Consider the following 18,294-nt stretch of genomic DNA (forward strand, 5'->3'; position numbering starts at 1 on the left):
ATTCAATAGTTCACTAGTATTGAACTATTGAATATCGGCGTCGTGCCGGACGGTGGAGAATATGTGATGACCAAGAGACTCGAAGGAAAAGTTGCGCTCGTGACCGGCGCTTCCAAAGGCATCGGCGCCGAAATCGCCGCTCGGCTCGCGGCCGAGGGCGCGGCGGTCGCCGTCAACTACAGCTCCAGCAAGCAGGCCGCCGACCGCGTGGTCGCCGCCATCGTCGCCAAGGGTGGCAAAGCCGTCGCGGTCCACGGCAATCTGGCCGACGCCAAGGACGTGACAAACGTGGTCGCAGAGACCGTAAAGGCGTTCGGCGCGATCGATATCCTCGTCAACAACGCGGGCATTTACGAATTCGCCCCGCTCGAGGCCATCACGCCTGAGCATTTCCATAGGCAATTCGACCTCAATGTGCTTGGCCTGCTGCTGGTCTCGGGCGAAGCTTCGAAGCACTTCAACGCCAATGGCGGAAGCATCATCAACATCAGCTCCGGCGTATCGACCATCGCGCCGGCGAACACAGCCGTCTACACCGCGACCAAGGCGTCGGTGGATGCAATCTCCGCCGTCCTGGCGAAGGAGCTGGCGCCGCGCAAGATCCGCGTCAACGCCGTCAACCCGGGCATGATCGCGACCGAAGGCGTCGTCTCGGCCGGCCTGCACGAAGGTGACATGCGCAACTGGATCGAATCCACCACCCCGCTCGGCCGCATCGGCAAGGTCGAGGAGATCGCTGCCGCAGTGGCCTTCTTCGCTTCGGACGACGCGTCGTACGTCACGGGCGAGACGCTGCATGTGACAGGCGGCCTGCGCTGACGGAGCGCGAAGCTTAAGGGGTTCTATGAGGAGATGGCCCGCGTCGTGCGGGCCATCTTTATCGCGCGTCTCTCAAAACTCTTTAATCGCCTTCCCGTCCGCCCCCACCAAACTCGACGGCGCCTCGCCGAACACCAGTCCCTCCGGCTGAAACTTGATGGTCTTTCCGCCCTCGACGAACTCCGCAAAATTGCGCGGTGTCGCCGAGTGCACGCCGTTCTCCAGGAAGTCGTCGATCTCGTAGCAGGTGTCGGGCTTGCCGCCGGAGCCTTCGCCCAAGAACTTCTGGAAACTCTGGCTCGTCACCTTGGCCTTCTTGCGCGCCGACCAATTGGCGTAGCGGCGGTAGAGCTTTGGCATGATCACCGGGCCCTTGTCGCTCGCCAGCACGCCGGTCTCGTTTGTCTTGGGTTCGCGCAGGTCGAAGTCGAAGGCGGGGACGGTCTTGGCGAGGTGCTTCCAGACCGGCAGCTTCCTCGTTCGCGCGGTCTTGGCCAGCGCGAGGAAAGCTTTGATCTCGTCGTCGTTCATCGAGGAGTAGAACGTCGGATAGGCAAAGCCCTGCTCGACCAGCCATTGATTGATGTCGACCTTGTGGCCGCTGACCGTCACCTCGATGTCGCCGACCAGCCGCCCATAGGTGTCGAACACCTCGTTCGGCGCATCGACATGGGTGAAGACCCGGCAGGCGAGCGTCGCTTCGCCGGCGCTGCTGAGGAAATCATGCAGCGCCTTGCTCGCGGTGGCGCCGAGGAATTGCCGGTAGGAATGGGTGACCGCGTGATAGGCCTGCCGTTTGGCGTCCGTCAGCCCCTTCTTCTCCGCGGACGAGAGCGGCGAGGGCTGGTAGTGCAGCTCCGGCGCGTCAATGCCCTGGAGGCGGATGGTGAGCTTGCCGTTCTTGATCGGCGCCGTGTTGGTTCGGCCCTTGACCTTGGCGTTGTCGAACACGTGGGTCGACTGGAACGGCGAGCTGTCGTTCTTCCGGAAGCGGATCGCGTCCGGCGCGACGGCCACCACGAGCTTGGTGGTGTCGGCGTCCGACCGCCCCTCCGGCCAGAACTGCTTGACCTCGATGGTGCCTTCGACCTCCAGCAGTCCAACGGGCATCGGCCGCTCCTGTCATGGTTCAGGAGACAGCGAATCATTTTCGCACGACAAGCCCATGACGGAAGATGCGACAGGAACGACACCTCGCGGACGCGCCGGAGGTTCTAACCCGCGCGCTTGTAGCCCGCGGGCGGAGACGATCTTCCGAACGAAGCAGAATGTATCTTCAGCTCAGGATCTGTGCGGGCAGACCATCGTCAAATTGAGCAGCGTCGGCTTGTCCGAGCCCGTCTTGTAGTCCCACTCCAGCCGGATCTCGTGCCGGTGCGCGAAAGCGTCGCTGGCTTCGTGGGTGATGATCTTCGTCTTCATCGGGATCGGCGGCTCGGAGTTGAAGCATTTCCGGACGCAGGCATCGAGCAGATCGCATCGCGTCAGGGGAATGACGCCCGGCTCATCCCTGGACAGGGGAACTGTGTTCGGCTGGGTGCTGAGGTCGAGACGGGCCCGACCCTTCTCCTTGTGCCAGTACTTGGCGCTTTCCTGCGGCCAGCTCGACGCCGGCGTCAGAATCAGGTGGTACTGGCCATACTCCAGGGTCGGCAGATCGATGTCGTCCGACGCTTTGAGCTTCGCCACGCTCTTTTTCATGTTCGCCAGCGGGTAGTAATTGCTGTTCATCAAGTCTCTGAACTGCTTGCCGTTGTAAGTCCTCGAGCCCATCGCCTTTTCCCTCAATATGTCCGTGGCCTTGCCAAAATACATGCAGCTCCGCGGCGCCGGTCAGTTTGGCCAAACCTCGCGCCGCCGAACATATGACCCATCTTTGCTGGGATTTAGTTACGCTACCACTCAGGACTGTGTTTCGTCCAGATCGCCAACCGCGCCATGCCCCGCTCATGGTGAAGGCTGAGCCCGATTGCTAAGCGGTTCTCGATAGGTATTCTTATCGAGAGGTGCTTGCGGTTCTGGTCGACAGAATGACCGCGGCCTTTGAGGCGCAGGAATGAATTGCTTCACGTGTCAGTCTGCGATCGGTCCGGATGATAGCTGGTGCTCCAAATGCGGGGCGGCGGTCCGCCAGCGCGTCGATCCCGACAGCGAACGAAGGTTTGTGACGATTCTGCGCGCCGACGTCGTCGACTCCACGGGTCTTGTTGCCGAGCTGGAGCCGGAGGCGGCGGTATCGCGCCTCGAACCGGCTCTTGCGGCGATGAGAGGCGCGGTGCGCCAGTTCGGCGGCATCGTCAGCAAGGAGTTGGGTGACGGGTTGGCCGCCGTCTTCGGCGCCCCGATCGCCGACGACAACCACGCCCCCCTGGCCTGCCACGCGGCCATCGAGCTGGTTCGGCGCGTTGGCAGTCTGGGCGATCCAGGACTTCAAGTCCGGGTCGGCATCCACTCGGGTCATGTGGTGGCCTACATGGTCGCGAGCGAATTTTCCAAGGTCTACGAGATCGGCGGCGCCGCCCAGCACCTGGCGGCGCGGCTGGAGGCAGCGGCCGAGGCGAACCAGATCTACGTGTCCGAAGCCTGTCAGAAGCTTGCGGACGGACATGTCCGCTTTGATTTTCTTGGCCGCAAGACTCTGCGCGGCTTTAACGAAGCTCTGCCGGTCTATCGGATCATTGGAGCAAGCGATCTTTCGAGCTGGCGGGTGCGACGCGCTCGTAGCGTCTCCCGGTTTGTCGACCGGACGACGGAGCGGGCGCTGCTATGGCGCGCTGCGGAGAAGGTTGTCACCAGCGGGCAGACGGTTCTGCTGATGGGGGATGCGGGCATTGGGAAGTCGCGGCTTGCGCACGAATTTGCGCAGGACCTCAGGGCTGACGGCTGGCGGTTGCTCGACGTCGAGTGCAGCCCAAATCTTCAGGGCGCGCCATTTAGCACCCTGAAGCGACTGGTGCTTTCCCTCCTGGAGGCAGTCTCCAAGGACTCAGATCGCCTGGCAGACCCTCGAAAGGAATTGTCGGCGGTCCATCAGTTTGCAATCGACGCGGTGCTGGATTTGCCTATTTCCGATCCGCGTTGGAGCGAATTGGAGCCCTACGCGCGGGGCCGGGCGATTTCGGAGGCCAGCTGCGCAATCCTGGAAGGCGTGGCCCGTCACAGCGGCACCGTTCTTCTCATCGAGGATCTGCACTGGGTTGATCGAGCCAGCGATACAGTTATTGCCGCCATAGCGTCGCTACAGGTGCCGAATCTGTTTGTTTTCCTCACGAGCAGGCCGAACGGAATGCCGGAATGGATCGCGCGTTGTCATGCAGAAGTGATCGCGATGCGGTCATTGGATGATGAATCCGGAATGGCCATGTTGGCCGACATGCTCGGCACGTCCGTGACAAATGCAGGCTTGAAGGACCGGATCATCTCTCACACCGCCAACGTTCCGCTGTTCATCGAGGAGGTCTGCCGTGGTCTGAAGGATAACGGCACACTTCGCGGCCAGTGGGGTGATCTGGCCTTGGTGCGTCCGATAGAAGAGCTAGGTATCCCCACAAGTATCCAAGGTGTGATTGCGGCGCGGCTCGATCGGGTGTCGAGGCAGGAGCGCCTGGTTTTGCAGGTCGCTGCAGCATTGGGGCCGCGATCCAGCGAAGCCGTCGTGCGGAAAGTCTCCGAGTTGCCCGAAGACGCCCTGCGGGACTGCCTTGCAGCGCTCGATCGGGCCGAGCTGCTGGTCAAGATCGACAGCGACATCGCGGACTCGCTTGAGTTTCGACACGAGATGGTTCGCCAGGTGACCTACGAGACGATGGTCGAAAAGGTCCGCGAGAGCGTACATGCGCGGGTTCTCGCGGCATTCGAGAACGACGACATATCGAGAGATGATCCTGACGCCCTCTGCTACCACGCAATGCGTGCCAAGGACTGGCCCAAGGCGTTCAACTATGGGAGAATCGCCGCACAGAAGTGTCTTTTGCGCTCGGCATATGCAGACGCGGTCGACTACTTCCGGACAGCGATGAGTTCACTCGATAAGACGCCAATAACCAGTTCGAGGGAGACGAATGCCATTGATCTCCGGATGGAGGCGCGCATGGCGTTCATCTGGTCCGGTCGGGTTGCCGAGTGGATCGATCTGGGAAAGGAAGCCGACCAACGGGCCAGCGAGATCAATGATGTCGGCAGAAGGGTTGCCGCCAAGACGGTCATGGCGGGTGGGCAGAACTTCTATGGGACACCTACGGAGGCCGTTACGCTTGGCGAGGAGGTCGTTGGTCTTGCCGAAGAATCCGGCAATCCCGGTTGGCGCAACCTTGCGCAATACAATCTCGGGCAGGCCTATTTTCTTGCCGGGCGCTATCGCGAGGCGGAGCGGACTATCGCACGAGCCCGTGCCCATCTGATGGGCCCGGACGCGAGTGCGCCGTTCGGCACGCCCCCGAAATACACCCTCCTGCTCTGCTGCATGATGAAAAGCTTCACCCACACCGTGATGGGTGAGTTCGAGGCCGCCGAGCAGCTCCAGCAACAGGCCGCCGCGATCGCGGAGGAGACCGGCCGCCCCTACGACCGCGTCGCCGCTGCCTATAGCGGCGGCTGGCTGAAGCTCGGCCGCGGCGAGCCGGCGGCGGCCGCCGCCATTCTCGAGGATGGTTTTGTCCTGGCGCAGAAGCACGGCATCCGGCTGTTCGTGCCGGTGCTCGCCTGCCATCTCGGCATGGCCTATCTGGAGCAGGGGCTGTTCGACCGGGCGCGCGGCATGCTGACGGAGGCGCGTGAGGAGGCCAAGGCGGTCGGCTATACCTCGGCGGTGCTGCGCAGCTCGATCTACCTGGCGCTCGCCACCCACCGTCTCGGCGACGCCCAGGCCGCGCAGAACATGCTGCGCGAGGCGCGCAACACCGCGCGGCAACAGGGGTTCTCCGGGCTGGAGGCGGAGGCCCTGTTTGGCGAGGCCGTGGTGACGCCGCCGTCGGATGCGCAGGCCAAGGCGGCCATCCTCGCCGCCCTGCGCGCGACCATCGCGATCGCCGCCGAGAGCGGCGCGCTGCCGCTGCGGCACAAGGCCGAGGCGATGCTCAACGAGATGCAGGCGACGGTGACGAGCTAAGCTGACGGCGGCGGCGGCCGGGCCGCCGTCGCGGCCGAAATCTGCCCGACGCGTCAAATAAATTCAGCAGGCGCCGCAAGGAGTTAGCTACTGTGCATGGGGTTGTTTTTGCCCTTTTATCTTGAAGGGCCCTTCATGGTGCAGCGCGGAGGACGGCACGCTTGTGCGGCGCTCCGATGACTATGCCCTTGCACGCGCAGCAAGGTCGGCTACCGTCAGCCCTGGCCACACGGCCAGGCGACTTTTGATTTCAATTTTTTAGCATCCGATTTTTCGGCGCCGCGACGGCGCGACGCCCACCGAACGAGGCGGGGCCATGATCATACGGGACCAGTCGGCGCTGCTCGCTCCGGTCGAGCGCGACCTGCGGCTCGATCTCTTCCGCGGCATCGGTCTGTGGATGATCTTCCTCGACCACATCCCGCACGACGTCGTGGCCTGGCTGACCTTGCGCAATTACGGCTTCAGCGACGCCGCCGAATTCTTCGTCTTCATCTCCGGTTATCTGGTCGGCTGGATCTACGGGCCGATCGTCGCGGGCGGCTGGTTTGTCGCCGCGCTGAAGCGGCTGTGGCGGCGCGCGGCCGAGATGTATGTCGCCCACATCATGCTGTTCCTGCTGTTCACGGCGCAGATCGCCCGCACCGTGCGCCGCTTCGACAATCCCATGTACGAGCACGAGTTCAACGTTCACAATTTCCTCGAGCATCCGGACGTTCTGATCGGGCAGGCGCTCTCACTGCGCTACAAGCCGGTCAATCTCGACGTGCTGCCGCTTTACATCACGCTGGTGTTCGCTGCGCCCTTCATCGTGTGGTGCCTGGTGCGCCGGCCGAACCTGACGCTCGCCGCGTCCGTGGTGCTCTACGTGCTGTCGCGCTGGTTCAACTGGAACATCGCCTCCTATCCGCCCGGCACGACCTGGTACTTCAACCCGTTCTGCTGGCAGTTGATGTTCGTGTTCGCGGCCTGGTGCGGCATCGGCCAGATCGAGAAGATCGCGAGATGGGTGTGGTCGAAGGCGGCGCTGACGCTGGCCGCGGCCTGGCTCGCCTTCGCGCTGCTGATCGTGATGACCTGGCACGTCCCCGCGCTCGAAGCCCTGATCCCGAAATGGATGATCAAGGCGATCTACCCGATCGACAAGACCGACCTCGACATGCTGCGCTTCACGCATTTTCTGGCGCTGGCGATCTGGGTGACGCATCTCATCTCGCGCAAATGGCGGACCCTGCACGGGGCTTGGCTGCGCCCCGTGATCCTCTGCGGTCAGCATTCGCTGCCGATCTTCTGCCTCGGCGTCTTCCTGTCGTTCTCGGCGCACTGGATCCTGACGCAATACACCAGGGGCGTCTGGGAGCAGCTCGCGGTCTCCGCCGTCGGCATCGTCATCATGATCGCAGCCGCCTGGCTGCTCGACCGGGCCGAACGGGTGCCGAACCTGTTCGTGAAGGTGACGGAGGTCGAGGAGGCCGACACCGCCCTGGAAAGCGCGCCTGCGGACAGGTCTGCCGTGGCGCCCGCGGGTCATTGAGTATCGCCGGCCCGCATTTCGTCGAGAGGTCCAACGGAGAGGTTTATGTCCAGACTTGTGTTGACGATCGCCGGCACCCTCCTGCTCCTGATCTCGGGTGCATCGGCGCAAGCACCCTCGCCGGAGGCGATGAGCGCGGCGCGCAAGCTCGTGGTCACCTTGAAGATCGGGGAGCAGTATCGCGCGCTGCTGCCGCAACTCCTGCTCAAGCTGAGGCCCGTGGTCGCGCAGGACAGGCCGGAGATCGAGCGCGACTATGACGCTGTGACGGCACCCGGCTCCGAGATCTACACCCCGGCCCTCACCTCGATGGTCGACCAGGTCGCCGCCCTCTATGCCCAGAGCTTCAGCGTCGACGAGCTGCGCCAGATCGAGGCCTTCTATGCCCAGCCGGCCGGGAAGAAGCTTCTGGAGAAGTCGGATGCGCTGGCACAGGCAAGCGCGCAGATCGCCCAGGACGTCAGCCAGAAGACGGCGGACGAGCTGAAGCTGCGCCTCATCGAGGCGCTGCGCAAAAAAGGGCACAAGCTCTGAGCTCAACTCTTGCGTAACGGCGCCGCGCTCGCTGATTTGACGCGGCCGTTCGCGCCGACTACGCTTTTGCAAAGACAAGAAACGCGTGAATGCCGTGGGCTGACCTGTGCTCGGGGCGGCGCTCGCGCCAAGAGAAAAATTCAGGGGAACGGAAATGACCGGCGACATCGCAGCCACCATCTCGAAGGCCCGCGAGCATTCCATCGGCGACCTCCTGCGCCGCGCAGGCAGCCGCGATCCGGGCAAGCTCGCGGTGAGCTGCGGCAATGTCAGCTGGACCTTTGCCGAGATGGACGCAATCTGCAATCGGCTCGGCCGCGGCCTGCTTGGCCTCGGCGTGAAAAAGGGTGACCGCCTCGCCGTGCTCTCGCGTAATTCGCACACCTTTGCGGCACTCCGGTTCGCGTTGGCCCGGATCGGCGCGGTGCTGGTGCCGATCAACTTCATGCTCAATCCGGACGAGATCAATTTCATCCTGAAAAGCTCCGGCGCAAAGCTGCTCGCGGCCGGCCCTGATTTCGTCGAGCCCGCGCGCGCGGCCAGCGCCAGGGATTGCGCGGTCGAGAAGATGATCTGGCTGCCGGGTGAGGATCCCGCCGCGGCGCCCGCGGGCCTCACCACCTTCGACGATCTCCTCGACGCCAACGACTCGTACCTCGATGCGTCCGTCGACAGCCGCGATCTAGCGCAGATCGTCTACACCAGCGGCACGGAGTCGCTGCCCAAAGGCGCGATGCTGACCCATGAAGCGGTGATGTGGCAGTATGTCAGCTGCATCATCGACGGAGGCATGAGCGTGGACGACAAATTCCTGCACGCGCTTCCGTTCTATCATTGTGCGCAGCTCGACGTGTTCCTGGGGCCGCAAATCTATCTCGGCGCCTCCGGCGTGATCACGGGCAAGCCGGCGGCCGAAAACATTCTGTCATTGATCCAGACGCACGAGATCACGTCGTTCTTCGCGCCGCCGACAATCTGGATCGCGATGCTGCGCTCGCCCAATTTCGACAAGACGGACTTGTCGACCTTGCAGAAGGGCTATTACGGCGCCTCGATCATGCCGGTGGAGGTGCTGCTCGAGCTTCAGCGCCGCCTGCCCAGCGTGAAATTCTGGAATTTCTACGGCCAGACCGAGATCGCGCCGCTCGCGACCGTGCTGGGTCCTGCGGACCAGCTGCGCAAGGCCGGTTCGGCGGGCAAGCCCGTGCTCAATGTCGAGACCCGCGTGGTCAACAGCTCGATGGAGGATGTGAAGGTGGGCGAAGTGGGCGAGATCGTGCACCGCTCGCCGCATCTGCTCTCCGGCTATTACAACGATCCGGTCAAGACGGCGGCGGCGTTCTCCGGCGGCTGGTTTCATTCCGGCGATCTCGCCACCGTCGATGACGAGGGCCACATCACCGTGGTCGATCGCGTCAAGGACATGATCAAGACCGGTGGCGAAAACGTCGCCAGCCGCGAGGTCGAGGAGATGGTCTACCGCATCCCCGCCGTGTCCGAGGTTGCGGTGGTAGGCCTGCCCGATCCGCGCTGGATCGAGGCGGTGACTGCGATTGTCGTGGTCAAGAGCGGCGAGAAGCTCGACGAGGAGTCCGTCATCAAGCATTGCGCCGGCCAGATGGCGCATTTCAAGGTGCCCAAGCGCGTCATCTTCGTCGATGCCCTGCCCAAGAACCCGAGCGGCAAGCTGCTCAAGCGCGAGCTGCGCCAGCGCTTCGTCGGCGGCGAAACGCTCGACAAGGCGATCCAGAAGAATTTTGGGACCTGAAGCGGAGCGCCCGACCATGAAAGTCTGGCAAATCGCGCGGGACTGGTCGATCGAGGGAATGGAGCTCGCCGATCTACCCGAGCCCAAGCCCGGTCCGGGGCAGGTCGCGGTGCGCATGCGGGCGGCGTCGCTGAATTATCGCGATCTGCTCACGGTGCAGGGCAAGGGTGGCGTCACCAGATTGCCGTTGATCCCGTTCTCCGATGGCGCCGGCGAGGTGATCGCCGCCGGCGACGGCGTTTCCCGCGTAGCAGTCGGGGACCGCGTCTGCCCGATGTTCTTCCAATCGTGGATCGACGGAGCGGTTTCAACCGCGAGCCGGCGCTACGCGCTCGGTGGCACACGTCCGGGTGTGTTGCAGGAAGTCTTGTTGCTGGACGCGGAGGGTGTCAGCCGCATTCCGTCGCATCTCTCTTTCCAGGAAGCGGCGACGCTGCCTTGCGCCGGGCTAACCGCCTGGCGCGCGCTGTTCGAGGAGGCCAAGGTGAAGCCCGGCGACACCGTTCTGGTGCAGGGTACCGGCGGTGTGTCGATCTTCGCATTGCAATTTGCCAAACTTGCAGGCGGGAGCGTGATCGTAACGTCATCGAGTGACGAGAAGCTCGAACGCGCTCGTGCGCTCGGCGCCGATCACACGATCAACTATCGCTCGGTTCCTGAGTGGGGCAAGGCCGCGGCAGAGTGGACCGGCGGCGGCGTCGACCACGTCGTCGAGGTCGGCGGCAAGGATACGTTCTCGCAGTCACTCGAGGCGGCGCGGATCGGCGGTACCATTCTGGTGATTGGCGTGCTCTCCGGCTTCTCGCAGCAGATCGCGATTCCAAGCCTGTTCTCCAAGAATTTGCACGTCGTCGGCCTCTCTGTCGGCAGCCGCCGTATGTTCGAGGGTATGACGGCAGCGATCAGCCGCAATGGCATGAAGCCGGTGATCGACCGCAGTTTTGCCTTCGATGCCGTGCCCGACGCGTTGCGGTTGATGCAGCAAGGCGGCCATTTCGGCAAGATCGTGGTGGAGTTTAGTTGAGCGGAATTCGGCGAGAGCTGTAGCGCGCAACTCGCCCCTACATCGTCATTGCGAGCGCAGCGAAGCAATCCAGGATCTTTCCGCAGAGACAGCCTGGATTGCTTCGTCGCTTCGCTCCTCGCAATGACGGCTGAGAAGGCTGGCCTCAATACTTCTTTACAGCCGCGCCGAACGCGAACCACAGCGCCATGGACGCGAGGCCAAAACCGCCGAGTAGCAGGAAAGTCGGGCCGTAGCCGATCCATTGCGCGATCCAGCCGCCAAGCGCGGGACTGAGGCTCGCGCCGACGCCCTGCACGGTGATCACGGCACCCTGGCCGAGATTGATGCGGCCGGTGCCGTTGAGCGAGCGCGCGACCATGCCGGGGACGGCAACCGTCTGGAGTCCCGTGCCGATGCCGTCGAGCACCTGCATCGGCACAACGCCCCACCATCCCGTGACGAAGAAGGCGAGCACGCCACGGATGGGCAGGAACATGAAGGAGACGAGGATGACAGGCCAGTAGTTGCGCTTGCTCGCCGCCTTCATTGCGATCAGCGACGTGATGATCATCACGCCTTGCGCGATCACCACGGTGGTCGCGACGAAGCTCGGGCCGTTGGCCTGGCCTTCGGCGACCGCCGCCAGGCCATAGAGTGGAACGATGGCGGCATTGCCGAGATGGAATAGTGCGAGCGCCAGTGCCAGCACCAGCAGCGCGCGGTGCTTGAGCAGCATCGTGAACGCGTCCGGCGCGCTGTCGGGATCGTCCTCCTTGCTGCCGCGCGCGGCGCGGTCGTCGATCGCCTTAGCCGGGATCATCATCACGCAGGCGATCGCGATGGCGCCGAACACCGCCGCCAGCACGAACACGGCGACATAGCCGAACTTGTAACCGAGATAGCCCGACAGCGCGGCGCCGACCATGTTGCCGGCGTGGTTGAACGCCTGGTTGCGGCCGTTGAGCGCGTTGAAGCCCTTCTGCTTGGCGATGCCGAGCGTGATGCCTGTAACCGCCGGCACGATCGCGGCGCTCGCCAGGGATTGTGCGACCTGCGAGAACGTCACCGCCCAGAAATTCTGCGAGATCAGGATGATCGCGGATGCGAGCACCACGCAAATGCCGGGAATGACGACCCACATGCGCTTGTTGCGGCTGGCGTCAATGAAGCCACCGATCGGCGTCGTGATCAGCATGCCCGCGACATTGCCGATCGTCATCGCGGTACCGATCAACCCGCTCGCCCAGCCGCGCTCCTGGAGAAATACGCCGACGAAGGGGCCGATGCCCGACTGCATGTCGGCCATGAAGAAGTTGAGAGCGAACAGGGGCCAGATACGAGACGAGGAGGGGGACCGCGATGTCATCGATACCAAAACGTGGTCTCAGCCGGGAAACGGCGGATGGGACAGTATCCTTTCAGCCAATCATTCTGGCGCGGACGAGAGTTTAACGAGCGCTGCTCGGGTTGGTTCCAACCCTTACCCGGGCGGCGGGCCTTGCGGTTATGGCCAGCGAGTCCCTATTGAAGTTGGATCGTCTCTGTTGGGAGTACGGCATGCCCCTCTGGACCTGCGAAACCTGCGGCGCGCAATTCCCGGATGGCGAAAATCCGCCAACGTCCTGTCAAATTTGCGAGGACGAACGGCAATACGTCGGCTGGAAGGGGCAGACTTTCCTTACGCGCGAGGCGCTCTCGGAACGTCACCGCATGGTCTGGCGCGACGATCTCGGCCTGACCGGCATCGCACTCGAGCCAAGCTTTGCCATCGGCCAGCGCGCGCTGCTGGTGCCGCTCGCGGACGGCTGGCTGATGTGGGACTGCGTCCCGCTGGCGACGCCGGAGGCGATCGCGCATGTGCGGTCACGCGGCGGCCTGAAGGCGATCGCGATCTCGCATCCGCATTACTATGGCGCGCTTGCCGACTGGAGCGAGGCGTTCGGCGGGGTGCCGGTCTATTTGCACGCCGATGATCGCCAATGGGTGACGCGTCCGCATGCGTCGATCGAGCACTGGACCGGCGACAGCCATCGCATCTCCGACGATGTGCTGCTGCTGCGCACCGGCGGTCATTTCGCCGGCGCCACCATGCTGCACCATGCGAGCGGTGCGGACGGCAGGGGTGCGCTGCTCACCGGCGACATCGCGCAGGTGACGATGGATCGCCGCTTCGTCAGCTTCATGTACTCCTATCCGAACTACACGCCGCTCAATGCCGCCGCGGTGCGACGGATCGCGGCTGCCGTCGAGCCACTGGCCTTCGACCGCATCTACGGCGCCTGGTGGGGTCGCAACATCGCCGCAGGCGCCAAGGCCGCATTCGCTGCCTCTGTCGCGCGCTATCTGGCAGCCATCTCCTGAGCCGGCTCGCGACCGGATCTATCTTGCTGATCCGCAATAAATGGACTATAAGTACAGTTATTGAGCGTGACGCAGACGATGCGTCTGCGGGACCGGCATGATCGATGCATCGCTGTTTCCGCGGCGCGCTTGCCGCGTGAGCGGGAGTTCGGTCCATGACGGCAGGGCGCGACTACCAGATATTCGAGGCCGGCGACGTCACGCTCCGGTCCGGGGCCGTATTCCCTTCGCTCAAGCTCGCCTACAAGACCTACGGCACGCTCAGTCCGGACAAGGACAACGTCATTCTCTATCCGACCTCGTTCAGCGCGCAGCACACCGACACCGACTGGCTGATCGGCCCCGACGGGGTGCTCGACCCAACACGCTACTTCATCGTGATCCCGAACCTGTTCGGCAACGGGCTGTCGTCCTCGCCGTCGAATACCGCCGCGCCATTCCCGATCTTGAGCTATCACGATGCCATCGCGGTCCAGCACCGGCTGCTTGCCGAGCGGTTCGGCATTTCGAAGCTTGCCCTGGTCTATGGCTGGTCGATGGGCGGCATGCAGGCCTATCACTGGGCGGCGCTGCATCCCGATATGGTCGAGCGGGCGGCTGTCGTCTGCGGCAGCGCCCGTTGCGCGCCCTATAATTACGTCTTCCTGGAAAGCGTGAAGGCCGCGCTGACCGCCGATCCCGCCTTCCGCGACGGTCGCTTCGTCGACAAGCCGGTCGCGGGCTATCGCGCCATGGGGCGCGTCTACGCGGGTTGGGCGATGTCGCACGGTTTCTATCGCGACGAGATCTGGCGCGAAGCGGGCTTCACCTCGCTGGACGACTATCTCGTCCGCACCTGGGACGCGGCGTTTGCCCGGCGCGACGCCAGCGATCTCCTGGCTCAGATCGGGATCTGGCAGAACGGCGATATCAGTCGCTGCGTCACATTCAACGGCGATTTCGATCGCGCGCTCGGTGCGATCACCGCCCACATGCTGCTGATGCCCGGTGCGACCGACCGCTATTTCGACGTTCGCGACAACGAGGACGAACTCGGCCGGCTGGTCAATGCGCGCTCTGCGGTGCTGCACCCGATCCCGTCGCTGCACGGCCATCGCGCCGGCAACCCCGTCAACAATCCGCGCGATCGGGCCTTCATCAAGGCCGAGATCGCAGGGCTTCTCGGCAAGTAGGGCAGACATCCGATCATGAGCGACGCAACCGTTTCAGAATCCGGCCATCGGCTGAAGCCGCTGGCGCCGGCGATGCTGCGCGAATTGTCAGCGCGATCCGACCTCAGGGGCGCGATGCAGAGCCTCGGCCATTACGGCGTGATCCTGCTCGTCGGCGCGCTGATCTGGATGGTCGCCTCGCGCCATGGCGTCCTCTGGGCGTTGCCGCTGATGGCGGTGCAGGGCTATCTCGTCGCCTTCCTGTTCATGGCCGTGCACGAGACCGCGCACAAGACCGCGTTCAAAAGCCGCGGCCTCAATCTCGCCGTCGGCTATCTCTCAGGCTTCATCATCGGATTGCCTTACGAATATTACTGCCTGTTTCACTGGGACCATCACCGCTACACCCAGGATCCGGACAAGGACCCCGAACTGATCGTCGGCGTGAAGCCGACATCGGACACGCAGCTCGCGATCGCCTATAGCGGCCTGCTTCAGGTCGCCGGACGCCTGCGGCTGATGCTCGGCCATGCCGTCACCGGCAAGGTCGTCGTGCCCTGGATCCCCGAGAACAGGCGGCCCATCATCGTCACCGAGGCGCGCGCCTATGCCGCGCTCTATGCGTTGCTGCTCGTGCTGTCGCTATGGTTCTCGTCGCCGCTGCTGCTCTGGGTCTGGATCGTGCCGCTGATCATTGGGCAGTTCTTCCTGCGGCCCTATCTCTACGCCGAGCACACCGGCTGCGAGCGCACCCGCAGTGCATTCCAGAACACCCGCACCACCTACACCGGCGCGATCGTCAAATGGATCGCGTGGAACATGCCCTACCATGTCGAGCACCACGCCTATCCCTCGATCCCGTTCCACGCGCTGCCAAAGCTGAACGGAATCGTCGACGGTGAGATCGTCCATCGTGGCCGCGGCTATATCAGGACGACGCGGGAGACCTGGGCCTGGTTTCGCCGGCAGCGGCAGGGCAGTTAGCCAAACGCAAAGGCCCCGATCGCGGTGCGATCGGGGCTTTGTCGTGAATGCTGGATATCAGTAGATCCCGTACGCGCACACGTTCACGACGCGGACGCGCAGGCCGTGGCGGGTCTGGACGACGCGCTCCTGATAGCAATTGTTGACGCCGCTGTTGACGTAGACGCCGCCAAAGCCCCAGCTGGGACCCCAGTGATGGTGGAAGCCGTGGGCCGACGCGGCGGTGGGAGCGAGAGCGGCAATGCCGAGCGAGCCGGCGGCGATCAGACCAAGTGCAAGCTTACGAAACATCTTCATTCTCCAGAATGGCGCAAGGGCCGTTGTTGTGTCCCTGCATCTCGGTCGAGCCGAAACGCGAATGCGTTCACGCGGCGAGTAGAGAATCGTGTTTCAGGAGTGTTTCGTCGGTCGCGGCCGGTTGCGCCGCGGTCCTGTTTTCCGCGCCGCGCGATAGCGCACGGCCATCGCCCCTGTCAGTTCCGCCATCTTCTCGCGCAGATCGGCCGGCTCCAGCACTTCGGCCTCGGGACCGAGCCGCAACAATTCGGCGGCGGCATGCCATGACGTCTTGCCGGTCGGCACTCTGGCGATGCGCCAGCCGTCTGCATCAGCGGTCTCTTCAAGCTGCGTCCGCGCTTTGACGTAAGGTTGGCTCAGCGCGTCGAGCAGTTTCACGCCAAAGGGCGACAGCCGAACGATCGCGACATTGGGATGCATCTCGGCCTCGAGACGCAGCGTTGCGTCCCGCCAATAGGCGGCGAGATCGAAGCCGGCGGGCCGCTCACAGCGATCGTCGAGCGCGGTGCAGTCGAGCACGCGCGCGACGCGATAGGTCCGCACGCTGCCGTCGACCAGACCTGCGAGATACCAGCTGCCACCTTTCAGCACGAGACCAAGCGGCGCGACGCGGCGCTGCTTCTCGGCGCGCCAGCTCTGGTAGCGAATCTTGATCAGTGTCCCGCGCAGGGTCGCGCCGGCGATGGTGCGCAGGTGCCTTGGTTGTTCCGCCTCGCCGAACCAGCCCGGCGCGTCGAGATGAAAACGCTCCTGCATCCGTCCGGCGTCTTTACGCAAATTGGCTGGCAGAGCGGCCATCAGCTTGTTCTGTGCCGCGATCATCGCCGCATCCAGCCCGAACGCCGCCGCCGGGCCCGGCAATCCCGTCAGAAACAGCGCTTCCGCCTCGCTTTGCGACAGACCGTTCAGCCGCACGCGATAGCCGTCGAGCAGGCGATAGCCGCCCTCCGCGCCGCGGTCGGCATAGACGGGGACGCCGGACGCCGCGAGCGCGTCGATGTCGCGGTAGATCGTGCGCACCGAGACTTCGCAGGCCTCGGCGAGCTCAGGCGCGGTAACCTGCCCCCTGGCCTGGAGGGTGGTGAGGATCGACAGCATCCGGCTCGCGCGCATGATCCCTTAAACCATACCTGACACAGGATGTCAGGTATGGTCCGCTACAACGCCATCGCCAGCCGGCCAGATGGAGACCTGCCATGACCGATCCGAACCGCATCACGCTGTATTATTCGCCGCAAACCCGGGCCACCGGCACGCGGGTGCTGCTGGAGGAGCTGGGGGCGCCTTATGATCTTCATGTCCTCAACATGAAGGCCGGCGGGCAGCGCCAGCCGGTCTATCTCGCCATCAACCCGCTCGGCAAGGTGCCGGCGATCCGCCATAACGGGCATCTGGTGACCGAGCAGGTCGCGATCACCATCTATCTCGCCGATCTGTTTCCGCAGGCGGGGCTGACGCCTGCGCTGGACGATCCGCTGCGCGGCCCGTATCTGCGCTGGATCGCCTATTACGGCGCCTCGTTCGAGCCGGCCCTGATCGACAAGTTCATGCAGCGCGAGCCGGCGCCGATCACGCAATCGCCGTATGCCGACTATGACACCATGCTCGGCGCGCTCGAGGCGCAGCTGTCGAAGGGACCGTATCTGCTCGGCGATCGCATGACGGCCGCGGATGTTCTCTGGGGTGTTGCGTTCAGCTGGACCATGATGTTCGGCATCGTGCCGAAGAAAGATGTGTTCGTCCGCTACGCCGAACGCATGACCTCGCGGCCCGCGTTCCAGCGGATCACTGCGGCCGATGCCGAGATGGCCGCGCAGCATGCCGCGGCTGCCGGTGGGTAAGGCGCACGAGCCTCACATTCTGTGTCGTCCCGGCCTTCGCCGGGCCTTCGCCGGGACGACACCGACGAATAGCGGCTGCAGCTCCGCTCATTCAAAACCGCGGCGGTCGCTTTTCCGCGAACGCCTTGATGCCTTCCTTGATTTCGTCGCCGCGCATGCTGTCGCGGTGGCGCTGATCGGCGGCTTGTGCGTCCAATTCGCCGCGGGCGAATTCGTTGATGGCGCGCTTCATGCCGCGCATCGCCTGCGGCGCGTTGCCGGCGAGGATGTCGGCGAGCCTGTCGACCTCCTCGTCCAGAAATTCCATCGCCACCATGTCGGTGAGATAGCCGATCCGTAGCATCTCCGGCGCGCTGATCTTTTGCGCGGTCAGGAACAGTTTTTTTGCATTGTCCACGCCGAGCCGCGTCACATAGCGTTTGATGCCGCTGCTGTAATAGTGCAGCCCGAGCCGGGCCGCGGGCATGAACATCTCCGCGGTGTCGACGCCGATGCGGAAATCGCAGGCGAGCGCGAGGTCGGTCGAGCCACCATAGACGCCGCCATTGAGTCGACAGATCGTGGGTACGCCGAGATCCTCAAGCCGGTTGACGACCACTTCGAAGGCGGAGCCCGCGCTCTGCTGCTCGCTCGCGCTGACCGCGCGCTCGGCAACGGAATTGAGGTCATAGCCCGCAGAGAAGGCGCGCCCCGTGCCGGTCAGCACCAGCACGCGGATAGCAGGATCGGCCTCGACCCGACCGAACAGTTTGACCAGCTCGCCGAGGTCCTCGGCCTGGAGCCGGTTGAGATGTTTGGGCCGGTTGAGGCGGATGGTGGCGCGTGCGCCAATGAGTTCGAGCACCGGGCCGGTGGCTGCGTCGGCTGTGTCCGACATTCTTGTCTCCATTTA

General features: G+C 63.9%; 16 protein-coding genes. 10 read left to right on the top strand and 6 right to left on the bottom strand.

Features of this window, described 5'->3' with window-relative positions; translation table 11 throughout:
• Positions 1-66: 66 nt before the first annotated feature.
• Positions 67-819 carry an SDR family NAD(P)-dependent oxidoreductase gene (locus BRA471DRAFT_RS05475; protein WP_007605235.1) on the top strand — a complete coding sequence of 251 codons (753 nt, stop codon included), beginning with the start codon at positions 67-69 and terminating at the stop codon, positions 817-819.
• 72 nt (positions 820-891) lie between these two features.
• Here the strand turns inward: BRA471DRAFT_RS05475 and BRA471DRAFT_RS05480 are convergent, their stop codons facing one another.
• Both BRA471DRAFT_RS05480 and BRA471DRAFT_RS05485 read right to left on the bottom strand, forming a co-directional pair.
• Positions 892-1,929, bottom strand: a complete 1,038-nt coding sequence (locus BRA471DRAFT_RS05480; protein WP_007605236.1) for a thermonuclease family protein — start codon at positions 1,927-1,929, stop codon at positions 892-894.
• 171 nt (positions 1,930-2,100) lie between these two features.
• Positions 2,101-2,592 (bottom strand): hypothetical protein, encoded by a 492-nt coding sequence (locus BRA471DRAFT_RS05485; RefSeq protein ID WP_035974672.1) that lies wholly within the window; start codon positions 2,590-2,592, stop codon positions 2,101-2,103.
• A 391-nt stretch (positions 2,593-2,983) separates the two neighbouring features.
• Here BRA471DRAFT_RS05485 and BRA471DRAFT_RS05490 point away from each other — a divergent pair, with 391 nt between their 5' ends.
• From BRA471DRAFT_RS05490 to BRA471DRAFT_RS05510, 5 genes are all read left to right on the top strand, one after another.
• On the top strand, positions 2,984-5,926 hold the full coding sequence (locus tag BRA471DRAFT_RS05490; protein WP_371258300.1) for an AAA family ATPase: 2,943 nt from the start codon (positions 2,984-2,986) through the stop codon (positions 5,924-5,926).
• Between the two features lie 316 nt (positions 5,927-6,242).
• Entirely contained in the window at positions 6,243-7,460 is a 1,218-nt protein-coding gene (locus BRA471DRAFT_RS05495; protein WP_007605241.1) for an OpgC domain-containing protein, read from the top strand.
• Between the two features lie 45 nt (positions 7,461-7,505).
• Positions 7,506-7,994 carry a DUF2059 domain-containing protein gene (locus BRA471DRAFT_RS05500; protein WP_007605242.1) on the top strand — a complete coding sequence of 163 codons (489 nt, stop codon included), beginning with the start codon at positions 7,506-7,508 and terminating at the stop codon, positions 7,992-7,994.
• A 154-nt stretch (positions 7,995-8,148) separates the two neighbouring features.
• A complete protein-coding gene (locus BRA471DRAFT_RS05505) occupies positions 8,149-9,762 on the top strand; it encodes an acyl-CoA synthetase (RefSeq protein WP_007605245.1) in 1,614 nt (537 codons plus the stop codon).
• A gap of 16 nt (positions 9,763-9,778) precedes the next feature.
• Positions 9,779-10,786 carry an NAD(P)-dependent alcohol dehydrogenase gene (locus tag BRA471DRAFT_RS05510; protein ID WP_007605246.1) on the top strand — a complete coding sequence of 336 codons (1,008 nt, stop codon included), beginning with the start codon at positions 9,779-9,781 and terminating at the stop codon, positions 10,784-10,786.
• Between the two features lie 145 nt (positions 10,787-10,931).
• Here the strand turns inward: BRA471DRAFT_RS05510 and BRA471DRAFT_RS05515 are convergent, their stop codons facing one another.
• Entirely contained in the window at positions 10,932-12,134 is a 1,203-nt protein-coding gene (locus BRA471DRAFT_RS05515) for an MFS transporter (protein ID WP_007605248.1), read from the bottom strand.
• A 191-nt stretch (positions 12,135-12,325) separates the two neighbouring features.
• Between BRA471DRAFT_RS05515 and BRA471DRAFT_RS05520 the strand changes: the two genes are divergently transcribed.
• From BRA471DRAFT_RS05520 to BRA471DRAFT_RS05530, 3 genes are all read left to right on the top strand, one after another.
• Entirely contained in the window at positions 12,326-13,129 is an 804-nt protein-coding gene (locus BRA471DRAFT_RS05520) for a hypothetical protein (RefSeq protein WP_007605250.1), read from the top strand.
• A gap of 155 nt (positions 13,130-13,284) precedes the next feature.
• Positions 13,285-14,301, top strand: coding sequence for an alpha/beta fold hydrolase (locus tag BRA471DRAFT_RS05525; RefSeq protein WP_007605252.1), 1,017 nt, complete (start codon positions 13,285-13,287; stop codon positions 14,299-14,301).
• Between the two features lie 15 nt (positions 14,302-14,316).
• Entirely contained in the window at positions 14,317-15,264 is a 948-nt protein-coding gene (locus BRA471DRAFT_RS05530) for a fatty acid desaturase (RefSeq protein WP_007605254.1), read from the top strand.
• Between the two features lie 57 nt (positions 15,265-15,321).
• Here the strand turns inward: BRA471DRAFT_RS05530 and BRA471DRAFT_RS05535 are convergent, their stop codons facing one another.
• Positions 15,322-15,555 (bottom strand): hypothetical protein, encoded by a 234-nt coding sequence (locus tag BRA471DRAFT_RS05535; RefSeq protein WP_007605255.1) that lies wholly within the window; start codon positions 15,553-15,555, stop codon positions 15,322-15,324.
• 99 nt (positions 15,556-15,654) lie between these two features.
• Entirely contained in the window at positions 15,655-16,674 is a 1,020-nt protein-coding gene (locus BRA471DRAFT_RS05540; RefSeq protein WP_007605257.1) for a YafY family protein, read from the bottom strand.
• 83 nt (positions 16,675-16,757) lie between these two features.
• Between BRA471DRAFT_RS05540 and BRA471DRAFT_RS05545 the strand changes: the two genes are divergently transcribed.
• A complete protein-coding gene (locus BRA471DRAFT_RS05545) occupies positions 16,758-17,402 on the top strand; it encodes a glutathione S-transferase family protein (protein WP_007605259.1) in 645 nt (214 codons plus the stop codon).
• A gap of 91 nt (positions 17,403-17,493) precedes the next feature.
• On the opposite strand, the gene BRA471DRAFT_RS05550 is transcribed toward BRA471DRAFT_RS05545, so the two are convergent.
• Positions 17,494-18,279, bottom strand: coding sequence for an enoyl-CoA hydratase/isomerase family protein (locus BRA471DRAFT_RS05550; protein WP_007605261.1), 786 nt, complete (start codon positions 18,277-18,279; stop codon positions 17,494-17,496).
• Positions 18,280-18,294: the final 15 nt, after the last annotated feature.

This window comes from Bradyrhizobium sp. WSM471 (assembly GCF_000244915.1).
Lineage (GTDB): Bacteria > Pseudomonadota > Alphaproteobacteria > Rhizobiales > Xanthobacteraceae > Bradyrhizobium.

Bases quoted from the DNA above. Each gene is read 5' to 3' on its own strand.
- BRA471DRAFT_RS05475 (WP_007605235.1), top strand. From the start codon at position 67: ATGACCAAGAGACTCGAAGGAAAAGTTGCGCTCGTGACCGGCGCTTCC.
- BRA471DRAFT_RS05480 (WP_007605236.1), bottom strand. From the start codon at position 1,929: ATGCCCGTTGGACTGCTGGAGGTCGAAGGCACCATCGAGGTCAAGCAG.
- BRA471DRAFT_RS05485 (WP_035974672.1), bottom strand. From the start codon at position 2,592: ATGGGCTCGAGGACTTACAACGGCAAGCAGTTCAGAGACTTGATGAAC.
- BRA471DRAFT_RS05495 (WP_007605241.1), top strand. From the start codon at position 6,243: ATGATCATACGGGACCAGTCGGCGCTGCTCGCTCCGGTCGAGCGCGAC.
- BRA471DRAFT_RS05500 (WP_007605242.1), top strand. From the start codon at position 7,506: ATGTCCAGACTTGTGTTGACGATCGCCGGCACCCTCCTGCTCCTGATC.
- BRA471DRAFT_RS05505 (WP_007605245.1), top strand. From the start codon at position 8,149: ATGACCGGCGACATCGCAGCCACCATCTCGAAGGCCCGCGAGCATTCC.
- BRA471DRAFT_RS05510 (WP_007605246.1), top strand. From the start codon at position 9,779: ATGAAAGTCTGGCAAATCGCGCGGGACTGGTCGATCGAGGGAATGGAG.
- BRA471DRAFT_RS05515 (WP_007605248.1), bottom strand. From the start codon at position 12,134: ATGACATCGCGGTCCCCCTCCTCGTCTCGTATCTGGCCCCTGTTCGCT.
- BRA471DRAFT_RS05520 (WP_007605250.1), top strand. From the start codon at position 12,326: ATGCCCCTCTGGACCTGCGAAACCTGCGGCGCGCAATTCCCGGATGGC.
- BRA471DRAFT_RS05525 (WP_007605252.1), top strand. From the start codon at position 13,285: ATGACGGCAGGGCGCGACTACCAGATATTCGAGGCCGGCGACGTCACG.
- BRA471DRAFT_RS05530 (WP_007605254.1), top strand. From the start codon at position 14,317: ATGAGCGACGCAACCGTTTCAGAATCCGGCCATCGGCTGAAGCCGCTG.
- BRA471DRAFT_RS05535 (WP_007605255.1), bottom strand. From the start codon at position 15,555: ATGTTTCGTAAGCTTGCACTTGGTCTGATCGCCGCCGGCTCGCTCGGC.
- BRA471DRAFT_RS05540 (WP_007605257.1), bottom strand. From the start codon at position 16,674: ATGCGCGCGAGCCGGATGCTGTCGATCCTCACCACCCTCCAGGCCAGG.
- BRA471DRAFT_RS05545 (WP_007605259.1), top strand. From the start codon at position 16,758: ATGACCGATCCGAACCGCATCACGCTGTATTATTCGCCGCAAACCCGG.
- BRA471DRAFT_RS05550 (WP_007605261.1), bottom strand. From the start codon at position 18,279: ATGTCGGACACAGCCGACGCAGCCACCGGCCCGGTGCTCGAACTCATT.